The sequence below is a fragment of the Pseudomonas sp. LAIL14HWK12:I10 genome (assembly GCF_900184205.1).
GTDB classification, from domain to species: domain Bacteria; phylum Pseudomonadota; class Gammaproteobacteria; order Pseudomonadales; family Pseudomonadaceae; genus Aquipseudomonas; species Aquipseudomonas kermanshahensis.
The window spans coordinates 330,031-345,632 of record NZ_FXWU01000003.1; the positions used below are offsets into that span (position 1 = coordinate 330,031).

Consider the following 15,602-nt stretch of genomic DNA (forward strand, 5'->3'; position numbering starts at 1 on the left):
GTTCAACGGGAGGCAGGAGCAGCATGTGCCCGCTACCCGGGCGGGTCTGTTCGCTACCGTACAGACCCAGCCTGCCTGCCCCACGCACACTGCTTATCTACCGGCCAGCTCACGGCACCCGACACCCATGGACAACCCTTGGCTTCGCGCACTCAGCTACGTGCAACGCCTGGCCAACCGTGCCCGGCGCTGGCGCGCGCCACGGCACGCGTTCACCTACGAAAGCCTGCTGCGCTCGGAGCTGTACAGCGCCAAGCAACTGGCCGAGCACGGCACCTGGCTCGCCAGCCAGCACCGCTTGAGCCAGTTGCCTGCCGACGATTCGCTGCTCGACCGCCTGGCCGATAACGAACGCATGCTCTACGCAAGCTGCACCGCCCTCGCCGCCGCCCCGCCCGACTCACGCCCGACGCTGCCTGCCGCGCAGTGGCTGCTCGACAACTTTTACCTGGTCGAAAGCCATATCCGCATCGCCAAACGCCACCTGCCCAGCGATTACAGCCTGCAACTGCCCCGGCTAGACAATGGCGCCTCTAGCGGCTTGCCGCGGGTCTATGACATTGCACTGGAAACCATCTGCCACGGCGATGGCCGGGTCGACGTCGAGAGCCTGAGCCACTTTGTCGAGGCCTATCAGCAAACCGCCACGCTGACCCTGGGCGAGCTCTGGGCGATCCCGATCATGCTGAGGCTGGCGCTGATCGAGAACCTGCGCCGTGTGGCCGCCCGGGTCATGGCCAACGGGGCGGACCGAGACCTGGCCAATGGCTGGGCCGACACCCTCAACGAAACCGCCGAACGCGATGCCAAAAGCGTGGTACTGGTGGTGGCCGACATGGCCCGCTCGGAGCCACCGATGACCGCCGCCTTCGTCGCCGAGCTGGCCAGGCGGCTGCAGGGCCACAGCAGCGCGTTGACCCAGCCACTGGCCTGGATCGAGCAACTGCTGGGCGAGTCGGCAATGAGCATCGAGCGCCAGGTGCAGCTCGATGCGCAACAGCAGGCCATCGACCAGGTCTCCATCAGCAACAGCATCGGCAGCCTGCGGCTGCTGTCGACCGTGGACTGGCGGCTGTTCGTCGAACACCTGAGCCATGTCGAGCAAGTACTCGGCCAAGACCCAGCCGCCGTGTACGCAGCCATGGACTTCGCCAGCCGTGATCACTATCGGCACATCGTCGAACGGCTCGCGCGGCACAGCGCCTTCAGTGAAGAACAGGTGGCGCATACCGCCATCGAACTGGCGCGTGCCGCAAGCGCGACGTCGCACTCACAGGCAGCCCACGTCGGCTATTACCTGGCAGGCGCTGGCCTGGCGTTGCTGGAACAGCGCCTGGGGGCGCGGGTGGCGCTTGCCGAGCGCTGGCAGCGCCTGTTGCACCGAGCACCGCTGGCGTTCTACCTGGTGCCGTCGGCACTGCTCTCGTGCCTGCTGGCCTGGGGCTTTGTCGCGGGCATGGCCGCCGAGGGCTGGCCTGCCTGGGCAGTGGCGGCCATGGCCCTTCCTGTGCTGCTGACCACCAGCCGGCTTGCCATCGGCCTGGTCAACTGGCTGGTGACCCTGACCGTGAAGCCTGCGTTTCTGCCACGGCTGGACTACGCCGCGGGGATTCCCGTCGAGGCCCGCACCCTGGTCGTGGTGCCGAGCCTGCTGGGCAACGCGGCCGACGTCGAAGAGCTGGTCGAAGGCCTTGAGGTGCGCTACCTGGCCAACCGTGATGACCACCTGCATTTCGCGCTGTTGAGCGACTTCATGGACGCCGCCACCCAAACCCGCGCCGAAGACACCGCCCTGCTCGACCTCGCCAGTGACGGTATTGGTGCACTGAACAAAAAATACGGTGAGCGCTTCTTCCTGTTGCACCGGCCGCGGCTGTGGAACCCCACCGAGCGATGCTGGATGGGCCACGAGCGCAAGCGCGGCAAGCTCGCAGCGCTCAATGCCCTGCTGCGCGGACGCGGCGCCGAGTGCTTCATGCGCATCGTCGGCGACCTGCGCACGCTCGATCGGGTGCGCTACGTCATCACCCTGGACACCGACACCCAGTTGCCACGCGATGTGGCGCAGAAGTTTGTCGGTGCCATGCAGCACCCCTTGAACCGCGCCTGCTTCGATGCCGACAGCGGCCGCATCCAATCAGGCTACGCGATCCTGCAACCACGGGTCGGCATCAGCCTGCCCAGCGTGTCGCGCTCCCCCTATGCCCGCCTGTTCGGCAGCGATGCCGGGGTGGACCCTTACACCCTGGCGGTGTCGGACGTGTACCAGGACCTGTTCCTCAGTGGCTCCTTCATTGGCAAGGGCATCTACGCCGTGGATGCCTTCGAGCGGGCCCTGGACGGGCGCTTTGCCGACAACCGTGTACTCAGCCACGACCTGATCGAAGGCTGCTACGCCCATGCCGGCCTGCTCAGTGACGTGCAGTTGTTCGAGGCGTATCCGGCGCGTTACAGCGCCGATGTAAAGCGCCGCCACCGCTGGATACGCGGCGATTGGCAACTGCTGCCGTGGCTGGTGCCGTGGCTGCGCACCGGCGTCGAAGGCCAGGCGCAGCGCCCGCTGAGCGCGCTGTCGCGGTGGAAGATCTTCGACAACCTGCGCCGCAGCCTGGAGCCGGCAGCGCTGCTGACGGCATTGCTGTGGGGCTGGTTGGCCAGCACCACGCCGCTGCTATGGACCGTCGCGCTGCTGGGCCTGCTGCTGACCCGCCCACTGTTGGACACCCTGCTCGAACTGGTGCGCAAAACCACCGATGTGCCGCTGGCCGAGCACCTGCTTGCCGCCCTGCACACCTCGGGCATCTACTTCGTGCGGGCCGGGTTGTCGCTGGCCTGGTTGCCGTTCGAGACCCGCTACAGCCTGGATGCCATCGCCCGCACGCTGTGGCGGCTAACCGTGAGCAAACGCCGGCTGCTGCAGTGGAACCCCTCGCGGGAGGATGAACGCAACAGTGCCGATACCCTGCAGGCGGTGTATCGCGAGCAATGGGTACAGCCCGCCCTGGTGCTGCTGCTGACGGGCGCCTTGGCGCTACACCCCAGTGTCCTGCTGCTGGCGTCGCCCATTCTCGCGCTGTGGCTGCTTGGCCCGGCCCTGGCCTGGTGGCTGAGCCGCACGCGCGGGCGCAGCGTGTTTGCACCGCAGGCCCAGGACTTGCGTTTTCTGCACCGGCTGGCCAGGCGCAATTGGGCCTTCTTCGACCGCCATGTAGGCCCTGCCGACAACTGGCTGCCGCCCGACAACCTGCAGGAGCAGCCCTTCCCCAACATCGCCCACCGCACCTCGCCTACCAACATCGGCATGGCCCTGCTCTCGCACTTGGCCGCCCATGATTTTGGTTACCTGACGGCCGGCCGCCTGCTCCAGCGCCTGACCCCGATGCTCGACAGCCTGGACCACCTGGAGCGCTACAAGGGGCACTTCTACAACTGGTACGACACCCAGACCCGCGCGCCCTTGCACCCGCTGTACATTTCTGCGGTGGACAGCGGCAACCTGGCGGCCCTGCTGCTGACGCTCAAGCCCGGGCTGCTGGCGATGGCCGATACCCCCGTGCTTGACCGCCGCCTGAGCCAGGGCCTGCTGGACACGCTCGATATCCTGCACGAAACGTTCGCCACCGCAGGCCGGGCTGGCGAACCGCTGGAAGCGCTGGGCAAACAGCTGCGGCAAGCCCATGAGCAACCGGCCCCGTTGCCTGCCTCGTTGATGCAACAGCTCACCGAGCAAGTACAAGGGCTGATCCAACAATACGCCCCGCCCGCTACCGAGGCCGACGATTGCCTGTTCTGGCTGGAGGCCCTGCATCAGCAATGCCTGGACCTGGCTGGCGAGCTGCACGCCTTGCAACTGCCACCCGGCAATGCGCCGGCGCTTCAGGCAGCGTTGAGCTGGCGCCAGCTTGCGCAGCTAGAGCCGGACCACTGGCCCGCCGACGAACGCCTGGCCGTGGCCACCGTCCGCACGCAGGCCTGCCAGCGCATCGAGCAAGCGCACAGCCTGGCGCAGCGGATCGCCGCCATCGCCAGCATGGACTTCAGCTTCCTCTACGACACCCAGCGCGACCTACTCGCCATCGGCTACAACGCCGATGAACATCGCCTGGACACCGCGTTCTATGACTTGCTGGCCTCGGAAATGCGCCTGACCAACTTCGTGGTCATCGCCCAGGGCCAAGTCCCCCAGGCAAGCTGGTTCGCCTTGGGCCGGCTACTCACCAGCAATGCCGGTGTGCCAGTGCTGTTGTCGTGGTCGGGGTCGATGTTCGAGTACCTGATGCCGCTGCTGGTGATGCCGAGCTACGAAGGCACCTTGCTCGACCAGACCTGCCGCGCCGCAGTCGAACGGCAGATCGACCACGGCAACCTGCTGGGCATCCCCTGGGGCGTTTCTGAGTCGGCCTACAACGCCCTGGACGCTCACCTGAACTACCAATATCGGGCGTTTGGGGTACCCGGCCTGGGCCTCAAACGCGGCCTGGGCGAAGAACGCGTGGTCGCCCCCTACGCCAGTGCGCTGGCCCTGTTGGTAGCGCCGGGCGCCGCCTGCCGTAACTTGCAGCGCCTGAGCACACTGGGGCTGGCTGGCCGCTTCGGGCTGTACGAAGCCATTGACTACAGCGAGGCGCGCCTCCCCCCGGGCCAGAGCGCCGTGGTGATCCGCTCGTTCATGGCTCACCACCAGGGCATGAGCCTGCTGGCCCTGACTTCCTTGTTGCTGGACAAACCCATGCAACGGCGCTTCACCTCCGACCCGCAATGCCAGGCCAGCCTGCTGCTGTTACAGGAACGCGTGCCGAAAACCGCCGCGCCGTACCTGCATACCCTGCAGGCACCGGCCGTGGACGCGGCAGGCCACACAGGCGAAACCCGGCTACGGGTGTTCAGCGAACCGAATCGGCGCCACCCCGCCGTGCAACTGCTTTCCAATGGCCGCTACCACGTCATGGTCAACCATGTCGGCAGTGGCTACAGCCAGCGCAATGGCGTGGCCGTGACCCGTTGGCGCGAAGACGCCACCCGCGATGACTTGGGCAGCTTCTGCTACCTGCGGGACGTCGCCAGCGGTGCATTCTGGTCAACCACTTACCAGCCCACGCGGCACCGCGGCAGTAATCAGGAGGCTATTTTCAGCGATGGCCGCGCCGAGTTCCGCATCCGTGAAAACGACTTCGACTGCCATACCGAAATAGCCGTGTCCCCCGAAGACGACATCGAACTGCGGCGCCTGCACCTGACCAACCACAGTGACCAGCCGCGCACCCTGGAGCTGACCAGCTACGCCGAAGTGGTGCTGGCACCGGCGCTCAGCGATGCCCTGCACCCGGCATTCAGCAAGCTGTTCGTGCAGACCGAACTGGTCCGCCCGCTGCAGGCCATCATCTGCACCCGGCGGCCGCGCTCGCAGCAGGACGCGGTGCCGTGGATGTGCCATGTGCTGGCCGTGCATGGCGCCGACATCGATGCGGTGTCTTACGAAACCGACCGTGCGCGTTTCATCGGCCGTGGCCGCACACTGGTGGCCCCGGCGGCACTGGACCGCCACACCGAGGCCTTGTCCGACAGTGCCGGGGCAGTGCTCGACCCCATCGTGGCGATTCGCTGCCGCATCAGCCTGGCGCCTGGCCAGAAGGCCACGGTCGACCTGGTCACCGGCGTGACCGACAGCCGCGACGCCTGCCTGCAGCAGATTGCCAGGTACCGCGATCGGCACTTGGCCGACCGGGTGTTCGACCTGGCCTGGCCACACAGCCAGGTGCAGTTGCGACAGCTGAATGGGTCGCTGAACGATGCCCGGCTGTTCGAGCAGATGGCCGCGTCGGTGCTCTACCCCAACGCGGCGCTGCGGGCCAGCGGCGCCCTGCTGGCCAGCAACCGGCGCAGCCAGTCGGGCCTGTGGGGCCAGGGTCTGTCGGGGGACCTGCCGATCGTGCTGGTGCAGATTGCTGACCCAGCCAACCTGCACCTGGTGAAGCAAATGGTGCTCGCCCATGCCTATTGGCGACAGAAGGGTTTGGCGCTGGACCTGGTGATCTGGAACGAAGACCAGGCCGGCTACCGCCAGCAATTGCAGGAGCAGATCATGGGCATCGTCACCTCCGGCAGCGAGGCGGCGCTGCTCGATCGCCCCGGCGGGATCTTCGTGCGCCCGGCGCAGCAACTGTCGGCAGAGGACCGCGCCCTTACCCTGTCGGTGGCGCGGCTGGTGCTCAGCGACAGCCACGGCACGCTGGCCGAGCAATTGCATCACCGCCACGCGCCGCCAGCCCCCGCCGTGTTCGAGGCGACCCTGGCCTACCCCCCGAGCAAACCCGATAGCCGCTCGCTGGCAGAAGCACCGGCGCGGGTGCTGGGCAATCGCTACGGCGGTTACAGCGCCGATGGCCGTGAGTACCTCATCGCCCACGCTGATGGCCTGCCACCCCCGGCGCCGTGGGTCAATGTCCTGGCCAACCCGCAGTTTGGCAGCGTGTTGTCGGAGGCCGGCAGTGCCTATACCTGGTACGAGAACGCCCACGAATACCGCCTGACCCCTTGGCACAATGACCCGGTTTGCGACCCCAGCGGCGAAACCCTTTACCTGCGTGACGAAGACAGCGGGCAGTGTTGGTCGCCCACCCCGATGCCTTGCCCAGGCCCTGGCCGTTATCGCACCCGGCATGGCTTTGGCTACAGCGTTTTCGAATACGCCGACGACGGCCTGGACAGCGAGCTGTGGGTGTATGTCGCGCTGGATGCGCCGATCAAGTTCAGTCGGCTCAAGTTGCATAACCGCTCGACGCAGGCGCGACGGTTGTCGGTGACCTGCTTTGTCGAGTGGGTGCTGGGCGACCTGCGCAGCAAGTCGGCCATGCACGTGGTGACTGAAATCGACCCGGCCAGCGGCGCCGTGTTTGCCCGTAACCGCTATGCCGAGGCGTTTGCGCGGCATGTGGGCTTTGTCGATTGCGACCTGCCCTTGTATGGCATTACCTGTGACCGCAGCGAATTCCTCGGGCGCAATGGCGATTGCCAAGCCCCGGCAGGCCTGCGCCAGGCGCGGCTGTCAGGGCGCACGGGCGCCGGGCTGGACCCGTGCACGGCCGTGCAGGTCAGCGTCCTGCTGCAAGCGGGTGAAAGCCGCGACGTGGTGTTCCGCCTGGGTGCCGGGCCAAACGCCGAGGCCGCCAGCCACTGCGTGCAGCAATACCGAGGGCTGCGCGCGGCCCTGGACGCTCTGGCAAAGGTCCAGGCCTACTGGCGCGACACCTTGGGCAGCGTGCAGATCGAAACCCCCGAGCCGTCCCTGGATGTGCTGGCCAACGGTTGGTTGCTGTACCAGGTGATTGCCTGCCGTTTCTGGGCGCGCAGCGGCTTTTACCAGTCCGGCGGCGCCATCGGTTTTCGCGACCAACTGCAAGACAGCATGGCCATGCTCCACGCCACCCCAGCCCTGGCCCGCCAGCACCTGCTGGCGTGCGCTGCGCACCAGTATGCCGAAGGCGATGTGCAGCACTGGTGGCACCCACCGCTGCAGCGCGGGGTGCGTACCCGCTGCTCCGACGACTTGCTGTGGCTGCCGCTGGCAACCAGCCGCTATGTGGCACTGACAGGCGACCACGCGGTGCTGGACGAGCCGGTCGGGTACCTGCAAGGGCGTGCGCTGAATGCCGGCGAAGAGTCCTATTACGACCTGCCCACCCAGGCGAACCTGGTCGAGAGCCTGTACCAGCATTGCCAACGCGCCCTCGGCCATGCCCTGCAATATGGTGCCCACGGCCTGCCGTTGATGGGCAGCGGGGACTGGAACGACGGCATGAACCGCGTCGGTGAACAAGGCCTGGGCGAAAGCGTGTGGCTGGGGTTCTTCGGCCACGAGGTGTTGCGGGCGTTCGCCAGCGTCGCCCTGGGCCACGGCGACAGCGCCTTCGCCCTGCAGTGCAGCCGCCAGGCCGCCACCCTTGCCGAGCACCTGGAGCAGCATGCCTGGGACGGTGGCTGGTACCGCCGCGCCTGGTTCGACGACGGCCAGGTGCTCGGTTCGGCCAGCAACCTGGAGTGCCGCATCGACTCGCTGGCGCAGAGCTGGGCAGTGCTGTCCGGGGTTGCCCCGCATGGACGGGCACGGGCCGCCATGGCCGCGCTGGACAAACACCTGGTGCGCCGCGACATCGGCATCGTCAAGCTGCTCGACCCACCCTTCGACCACGGCGATCTCGACCCCGGCTACATCAAAGGCTACCTGCCCGGCGTGCGCGAAAATGGCGGGCAGTACACCCACGCGGCCATCTGGGCGAGCATGGCCTATGCCAGCCTGGGCGATGCCGCCAAGGCCTGGGAACTGCTGCGCTTGATCAACCCGGTGCGCCAGGGCAGCAATGGGTTGATCGAAACGTACAAGGTCGAGCCCTATGTGATGGCCGCCGATGTCTACGCCGTCGCACCCCACGCAGGGCGCGGCGGCTGGAGCTGGTACACCGGCTCCGCTGGCTGGATGTACCGGCTGATTTTGGAGAGCCTGCTAGGCCTGCAACGCTGCGGGGACACCCTGCGGATTCAGCCGCTGCTGCCAGCGGACTGGCCCGGTTACACCCTGCACTACCGATTCGGCAGCACCCCGTATCGCATTGAAGTACGCAACGGCGCTAATGCCGAACTGACCCTGACCCTCGACGGCCAGCGGCTGGCCCAAGCGGTACTGCCGCTCAAGGATGATGGCGTACTGCACCAGGTGATCGCCGAGTACCAGCCGTCCCCTTTGCCCATTAACTGAGGGCCGACGGGTATGCAGCACGTGCCAGTGGGGGCTAACCTTGTTGCGACAACCGCTGCCCCCGACGGTCCCGCGCATGCAACCCACCTCCAACCCCCGGCAAAATCACCTGTTGGCCGCGCTGACCGCGGACACGTTCGCCCGGTTGGAGCCGCACCTGGAACGGGTCAGCCTGCCCCTTGGCAAAGCGCTCTACGAGTCCGGCGACACCCTGCGCCATGTCTACTTCCCCACCGATGCGATCGTCTCGTTGTTGTACGTAATGGAGAACGGCGCCTCGGCGGAAATCTCGGTGGTGGGCAATGAAGGGCTGGTTGGCATCGCCGTGTTCATGGGCGGCGAAAGCACCCCCAGCCGCGCGATCGTGCAAAGCGCCGGGCATGCCTATCGCCTGCCATGTCAGCGTTTGAAGGACGAGTTCAACCGCCATGGCGAGCTGATGATGTTGATGCTGCGCTACACCCAGGCATTGATCACCCAGATGGCGCAAACGGCGGTGTGCAATCGGCACCATTCCATCGACCAGCAACTGTGCCGCTGGCTGCTGCTGTCGCTGGACCGCCTGCCGGGCGACCGGCTGTGCATGACCCAGGAACTGATCGCCAACATGCTGGGCGTGCGCCGCGAAGGGGTGACCGATGCCGCTGGCAAACTGCAGCGGCTGGGCGTGATCGAATACAACCGGGGGCATATCAGGGTACTCGACAGGGCACACCTGGAGCAGCTCAGTTGCGAGTGTTACGCGGTGGTCAGGAAAGAGACCGAACGCCTGCTTCCCTACCTGCCGCCTGTTCGTCCTGCCGTATAGCCAAGCGTTATGGCCTGATTTTCTGCTTCGGCTGATAGCTGTACCGCTCTGCCGCAGAGGCTCTGGACGGGTCGGGATGGCCGGAACCTCTTTGGCTTTCCGTCGGCGTCTGCACCTCGGTATCGTCTTCATCTTTCCCGGTTGGCCAGTCTTCGCCGTGCCCTGGTTCGACAGCGGGGGCATCAGCCTCTGTGAAGCGCTTGCCAGTGGTCATACACACCTCTCAATGCTCAGATGATCTGAGCTACAGCCAGTGTGCGCCTTCCCGGTGGGCAGCAGTTTTATATCGGACCAGAGACCGCCAAGGCAATTGCCGCGCGCGCGTATTGCAGGGCTGCCCAAGCCGTATATATGATAAGCATTATCGTTTGCAACAATGACCCCTGCGGCGGCCGCACTCCATGCTCCCTTCCCCTGATCCCCTTCTGTGCGATGTGGCCCTGCTCTATCGCCAGCAACACAGCTGGCTGACGCGCTGGCTAAGGCTGCGGCTGAACTGCTCGCATAGCGCAGCGGACCTGGCGCAAGACACCTTCCTGCGCCTGTTGAACAAACAGAACGTGCCACAGTTGCATGCACCCCGCACCTTCCTGGCGAAGGTGGCGCAGAGCGTCTTGTGCAACCATTTTCGCCGGCAAAAACTCGAACGCGCCTACCTCGAGGCGCTGGCGACCCTGCCCGAACAGGTCGCGCCCAGCCTGGAAACCCAGGCAATCCTGCTGGAAACCCTGATCGCCCTCGACGCCGCCCTCGACGGCCTCGAGCGCCCGGTGCGCGAAGCGTTCCTGCTGTCGCAGGTGGATGGCCTGGGGCACGCGGACATTGCCGAGCGGCTGGCCGTGTCGATTACCACGGTGAAGCGCTACATCGTCAAGGCCGGCGCCCTGTGCATCATGCTCGATCACAGCCTGGACCTGCCATGAACGGCCAGGGCTCAGCGTCGATCCCCGGCGAGGTGGCCGAGCAGGCCATGCAGTGGCACCTCGAACTGCAAGAGCCAGCCGTCAGCGCTGCCACCCTGGCCGCCTGCATGAGCTGGCGCCAGGCGCACCCGCTGCACGAGCACGCCTGGCAACGGACCCAGGTGTTCGCCCAACGCATGCAGGACATGCGCAGCCCAGGCCAACGCCCCTTGGCCCACGCGGCGCTGCGCCAGCAGCCGTCGCGGCGCACGGTGCTCAAGCAACTATCGCTGCTGATGGCCGCAGGTGCCGGCGCCTGGTACCTGAAAGACGCCGCGCTGGTACAAGACTGGCGCGCGGACTACCACAGCCGCATCGGCGAGCAACGGCGCTTGACGCTGGCCGATGGCACCCAGGTACAGCTGAACACCGACAGCGCCCTTGATGTGGCGTTCGACCATCAGGCACGCCGCTTGCGGTTGCTGCGCGGCGAGGTGCTGATCAGCCGCTCGCCCCGCGCCGATAGCCGGCCACTGTGGGTGGACACCGTACATGGCCGCCTCGCATCGACACTGGCGCAGTTCAATGTGAGGTTGCACGCTGAGCTCACCCAGGTCAGCGTGTATCAGGGCAGCTTGTCGGTGCAACCTGCCTTGCAGCCCCATCCACCCCTTCTGCTCAGTGCCGGGGAGCAGGCCAGCTTCAGCCGCCAGGGCGTGCTCGACCGTGAGTCCGTGCCCCCCGGTACCCCCGCCTGGAGCCAAGGCATGCTGGTTGCCCAAGGCCAACGCTTGGCGGCCTTTCTCGACGACGTCAGCCGCTATCGCCGTGGGCACCTTGCCTGCGACCCCGCCTTGGCGGACCTTCGTGTGTCAGGCACATTCCCGCTGGATAACACCGAAAAAATCATCACCGCAGTGGCGGACACCTTGCAGCTCGACGTGCAGCATTTCACCCGCTACTGGGTGACGTTGAAGCCGCGAATGGCCTGACGCAAAAAAAGTTGCGCAGAGGTGGTCCGATTTCGCGTCTCACGAGACTTAACCCTCAGCACTTCAAATCAATGGGGGAACACTCGTGAATCGCACCGCACGCAAACGCCAGGGCTGGCAGTTATCGGTTACGCAAAAACTTGCCGGCGCAGTGGTCCAGGGCATCGCTTGCATGAGTGCAAGCGCCCCGCTGCTGCTGACGCCCGGCTGGGCCACCGCTGCCGAGCAGGCGCAGGCCGATTTCGATATCGCTGCCGGCCCACTGGCGCCCGCATTGGCCCGCTTTGGCCAGACCGCGCACATTCTGCTGTCTTATCCCACGGCATTGACCGAGGGCCGCAGCACCAGCGGCTTGCAGGGACGTTTCGATATCGACCAGGGCCTGGCGATGCTGCTGGCTGGCACTGGGCTTGAAGCCAGCCGCGGTGTCAACGGCAATTATTCGCTGCAAGCCACTACCACCGGGGCCTTGGAGCTGAGCGCGGTGTCCATCTCTGGCAAGGCGCCGGGTTCGACCACCGAAGGCAGCGGGCTCTACACCACCTATTCGTCGAGCAGTTCCACGCGCCTCAACCTCACCCCCCGCGAGACCCCGCAATCGCTCACCGTGATGACCCGCCAGCGCCTGGATGACCAGCGCCTGACCAACCTCACCGACGCGCTGGAAGCCGCCCCAGGCATCACCGTCGTTCGCGATGGCCTGGGCTCTGAGAGCGATTCGTACTGGTCGCGCGGGTTTGCCATCCAGAACTACGAGGTCGACGGTGTGCCGACCAGTACCCGCCTGGACAACTACTCGCAGAGCATGGCGATGTACGACCGCATCGAAATCGTGCGCGGCGCCACCGGCCTGATCAGCGGCATGGGCAACCCCTCGGCGACGATCAACCTGATCCGCAAGCGCCCCACCGCCGACGCCCAGGCCAGCATCACCGGCGAAGCGGGTAACTGGGACCGCTATGGCACCGGTTTTGATGTGTCCGGGCCGCTGACCGAAACCGGCAACGTGCGGGGGCGCTTCGTCGCCGACTACAAAACCGAAAAAGCCTGGATTGACCGCTACAACCAGCAATCGCAGCTGATGTATGGCATCACCGAATTCGACCTCAGCGAAGACACACTGCTGACCGTGGGCTTCAGCTACCTGCGCAGCGACATCGACTCGCCGCTGCGCTCCGGCCTGCCTACGCGTTTCTCGACAGGTGAACGTACCAACCTCAAGCGCTCGCTCAATGCCGCGCCAAGCTGGTCGTACAACGATCACGAGCAAACCAGCTTCTTCACCTCCATCGAGCAGCAACTGGGCAACGGCTGGAGCGGCAAGGCCGAGCTCACCCATGCCGATAACAAATTCGACGAGCTGTTCAACTTTGCCATGGGTGAGCTGAGCCCGGAGGGCAGCGGCCTGACCCAGTTGCCCGTGCGTTTTTCCGGCACCCCACGCCAAGACAACCTCGACCTGTACGTCACCGGCCCATTCAGCCTGTTCGGGCGTGACCATGAGTTGATTACCGGCATGACCCTGTCCCAATACCGGGAAAACACCCCAAGCTGGGGCGGCTGGCGCTATGACTACGCCGGCTCGCCAGCGGGTGTGATCGACAACCTGTTCACTTGGGACGGCAAGTCTGCCAAGCCGGACTTCGTCGAAAGCGGCAAGTCATCGATCGACGAAGACCAGTACGCGGCGTACCTGACCTCGCGCTTCAGCGTGACCGACGACCTCAGCCTGATTCTTGGCAGCCGCTTGATCAACTGGAAGCGCGACACCTCGGACAGGCCGTATGGCGGCGACGAAACCGAAGTGAACCGTGAGGAAAACGGCGTATTCATCCCTTATGCCGGCGTGGTCTACGACCTCGACGACACCTGGTCGCTGTACGCCAGCTACACCAAAATCTTCAACCCGCAGGGCTCGTGGGTCACCGACGAGAGCAACAAGCCGCTCGACCCGATGGAAGGTGTCGGCTACGAGCTCGGCATCAAGGGCACCCACCTCGATGGCAAGCTCAACTCAAGCCTCGCGGTGTTCAAGCTGGAGCAGGACAACCTGGCCATCTGGCAACACGACAACGTCTACAGCGCCGAACAGGACACCACCTCCAAGGGCATCGAACTGGAGCTGAACGGCGAGCTGGCCGAAGGCTGGCAAGCATCGGCCGGTTATGCCTATTCGGTGACCACTGACGCCGACGACCAGCGCATCAACACCAACCTGCCGCGCAACAGCTTCAAGACCTTCACCAGCTACCGGCTGCATGGGCCACTGGACAAGATCACGGTCGGCGGTGGGGTGAACTGGCAGAGCAAAGTCGGCGCCGACCTGCACACCTTCAGCCAGGGCAGCTACGCGGTCACCAACCTGATGGCCCGCTATGACATCAACCAGCACGTGAGTGCATCGGTGAACCTGAACAACGTGTTCGACCGTGAGTACTACAGCCAATCCGGCCTTTACGGCGTATATGGCACCCCGCGCAATGTGATGACGAGTTTCAAGTACAGCTTCTGATTCGAGCCACAGACACGTCAAATCCCCGCTCAACCCCAATCCCGGTAGGAGCAGCCTTGTGCTGCGAAGAGGCCCGCGACAGCAACGAAGATTGATGGTGTTGTCACGGGCCTCTTCGCAGCACAAGGCTGCTCCTACAGGGGGGTGCGTCCCCGGCAGGTGCGCCTATGTGTGCAAGGAGAATTGGGCGTTGGGTAACGGCATCGCTAAAAATCAGGGCAACCGCTTCTCCATCGGCTGATAGACCAGCCCGGCAAACTCGCCCACGTCGCCTGTCAGAACGAACCCATAGCGTTCGTAGGCGGCCACCGATGACAACGAGGCCCTGACCGTCACCACCGCCTCCCTCGCCTGCGCCAGTGCCGCGTTCATCAGGCGCGTACCGATGCCCCGACGTTGCCAGCCCGGTGCGACGAACAGCATGGCCACGTGGCGGCCTTCCTTGAATTCGATCAACCCGGTGAGGGCGCCGTCCGCGACGCACACCAGCATCAGGTTATCGCCCTCCATACGCTCGGCAAACGCCTGTGCCGCCGCCACCTTGGCGAAGGTGTCCACACCCTGCGCCGACAGTGAAGGTGCAACGGCCTGCATGAATGCGTTCAGGCACAGGGTGCTGGCAGAGGGCAGGTCGTCGTGGATCAGTTGGCGTATGTGCATGGTCGTCATCCGTGGCGAGTCAAAGCAGGATAATGCCCCGCCGCAAGCAACCCTAGCAATCAAGGGCCTGGCCGCGATCCGTTCGGCTCATGCGAGTGGCTGCGATAGTAGGACAACGAAACCCCCGTCTGGCGTTTGAAATACCGGCACAAATACGACGCGTCGGCGAAGTTGAGCGTGTCCGCGATTTGCCCAATCGCCAGGGTACTGTATGAAAGCAGTGCCTTGATTTCCAAGGTCACCTGGCGGTCAATCAAGCCTTTGGGGGTGTCATTGAAAAAAGCCTTGCTGAGCTGCGACAGATAAAACGGCGTGATCGTCAGCGCATCGGCATAAAACTTCACCTCTCGGTGGCGCATGCAGTGCTTGCCTATCAACTCCCAGAAACGCCAACTGAGTGTTTCCTGGCGGCTGAATTGCCGGCCCGCCTGGTACTGCGCCGGAAGTTGCTCGGCGATCTTCAGAAACAGGTTTTGCAGGTGATTTCTGAGCATGATGTGCTGGTACGTGGGGCAGCGCTGCGCAATGTCCCGCATGTGCGCCAACCAGCCCCCCAGCAGCGGCCTGTCAGCATTGGCCGGCACGCAGTGAGGGTGGTCATGCAAGAAAACGAACAAGGGGTTTGGCAGTTGGTAAGCCACCTCCGCAGCAAAGCCTTTGGGCATCAGGCAAAAAAATACCCTGAAACTGCGTGAGCGACGTTTGAGCAACGCGATCGTGTCCTCGGCCAACACCATCACATCACCACGCCTGACCGCCTGGTCCTTGAAGTTGAATGCGAAGGCGGCACTGCCGGACAAGCACACCAGCAGCGTAATGTAGGCATGGCCGAAAGACAGCGGCACGCCTACCCCTTCAGCGAGTGTGGTGTCACCCAACCGGGGCGGATCGCCCGGTGTAACCAGTTTCGGAATGTGCTGCATGGTGGCTCAACGCTGCCTGCTTAAACTTCGCAAAGCTTATCACCGCTCGCTGA

Annotated in this window: 7 protein-coding genes; 5 read left to right on the plus strand and 2 right to left on the minus strand. The window is 64.9% G+C overall.

Going from position 1 to position 15,602, the window contains the following annotated elements; translation table 11 throughout:
* The first annotated feature begins 127 nt into the window (after window positions 1–127).
* The 5 genes from QOS90_RS08595 (at window position 128) to QOS90_RS08615 (ending at window position 13,966) form a co-directional block, all read left to right on the plus strand.
* Entirely contained in the window at window positions 128–8,752 is an 8,625-nt protein-coding gene (locus QOS90_RS08595) for a GH36-type glycosyl hydrolase domain-containing protein (RefSeq protein WP_085273148.1), read from the plus strand.
* A gap of 76 nt (window positions 8,753–8,828) precedes the next feature.
* On the plus strand, window positions 8,829–9,560 hold the full coding sequence (locus QOS90_RS08600; protein ID WP_027596240.1) for a Crp/Fnr family transcriptional regulator: 732 nt from the start codon (window positions 8,829–8,831) through the stop codon (window positions 9,558–9,560).
* A 401-nt stretch (window positions 9,561–9,961) separates the two neighbouring features.
* The gene (locus QOS90_RS08605; RefSeq protein WP_085273147.1) at window positions 9,962–10,483 is read left to right on the plus strand and encodes a sigma-70 family RNA polymerase sigma factor; all 522 of its coding nucleotides are present in this window, start codon (window positions 9,962–9,964) and stop codon (window positions 10,481–10,483) included.
* Window positions 10,480–11,454: a FecR domain-containing protein gene (locus QOS90_RS08610; RefSeq protein WP_085273146.1), complete on the plus strand. Its 975-nt coding sequence runs from the start codon at window positions 10,480–10,482 to the stop codon at window positions 11,452–11,454. Before QOS90_RS08605 ends, QOS90_RS08610 begins: the two co-directional genes overlap by 4 nt.
* Before the next feature lie 172 nt (window positions 11,455–11,626).
* Window positions 11,627–13,966 carry a TonB-dependent siderophore receptor gene (locus QOS90_RS08615; protein WP_085273216.1) on the plus strand — a complete coding sequence of 780 codons (2,340 nt, stop codon included), beginning with the start codon at window positions 11,627–11,629 and terminating at the stop codon, window positions 13,964–13,966.
* Between the two features lie 213 nt (window positions 13,967–14,179).
* Here QOS90_RS08615 and QOS90_RS08620 read toward each other — a convergent pair whose 3' ends face one another.
* Complete coding sequence (locus QOS90_RS08620; protein ID WP_027596236.1) at window positions 14,180–14,626, minus strand: GNAT family N-acetyltransferase; 447 nt, start codon at window positions 14,624–14,626, stop codon at window positions 14,180–14,182.
* Window positions 14,627–14,685: 59 nt separating this feature from the next.
* Window positions 14,686–15,549: a helix-turn-helix transcriptional regulator gene (locus tag QOS90_RS08625; protein WP_085273145.1), complete on the minus strand. Its 864-nt coding sequence runs from the start codon at window positions 15,547–15,549 to the stop codon at window positions 14,686–14,688.
* Window positions 15,550–15,602: the final 53 nt, after the last annotated feature.

Excerpts from the sequence above, each read along its gene's own strand:
- QOS90_RS08595 (WP_085273148.1), top strand. The coding sequence starts at position 128 with ATGGACAACCCTTGGCTTCGCGCACTCAGCTACGTGCAACGCCTGGCC.
- QOS90_RS08600 (WP_027596240.1), top strand. The coding sequence starts at position 8,829 with ATGCAACCCACCTCCAACCCCCGGCAAAATCACCTGTTGGCCGCGCTG.
- QOS90_RS08605 (WP_085273147.1), top strand. The coding sequence starts at position 9,962 with ATGCTCCCTTCCCCTGATCCCCTTCTGTGCGATGTGGCCCTGCTCTAT.
- QOS90_RS08610 (WP_085273146.1), top strand. The coding sequence starts at position 10,480 with ATGAACGGCCAGGGCTCAGCGTCGATCCCCGGCGAGGTGGCCGAGCAG.
- QOS90_RS08615 (WP_085273216.1), top strand. The coding sequence starts at position 11,627 with ATGAGTGCAAGCGCCCCGCTGCTGCTGACGCCCGGCTGGGCCACCGCT.
- QOS90_RS08620 (WP_027596236.1), bottom strand. The coding sequence starts at position 14,626 with ATGCACATACGCCAACTGATCCACGACGACCTGCCCTCTGCCAGCACC.
- QOS90_RS08625 (WP_085273145.1), bottom strand. The coding sequence starts at position 15,549 with ATGCAGCACATTCCGAAACTGGTTACACCGGGCGATCCGCCCCGGTTG.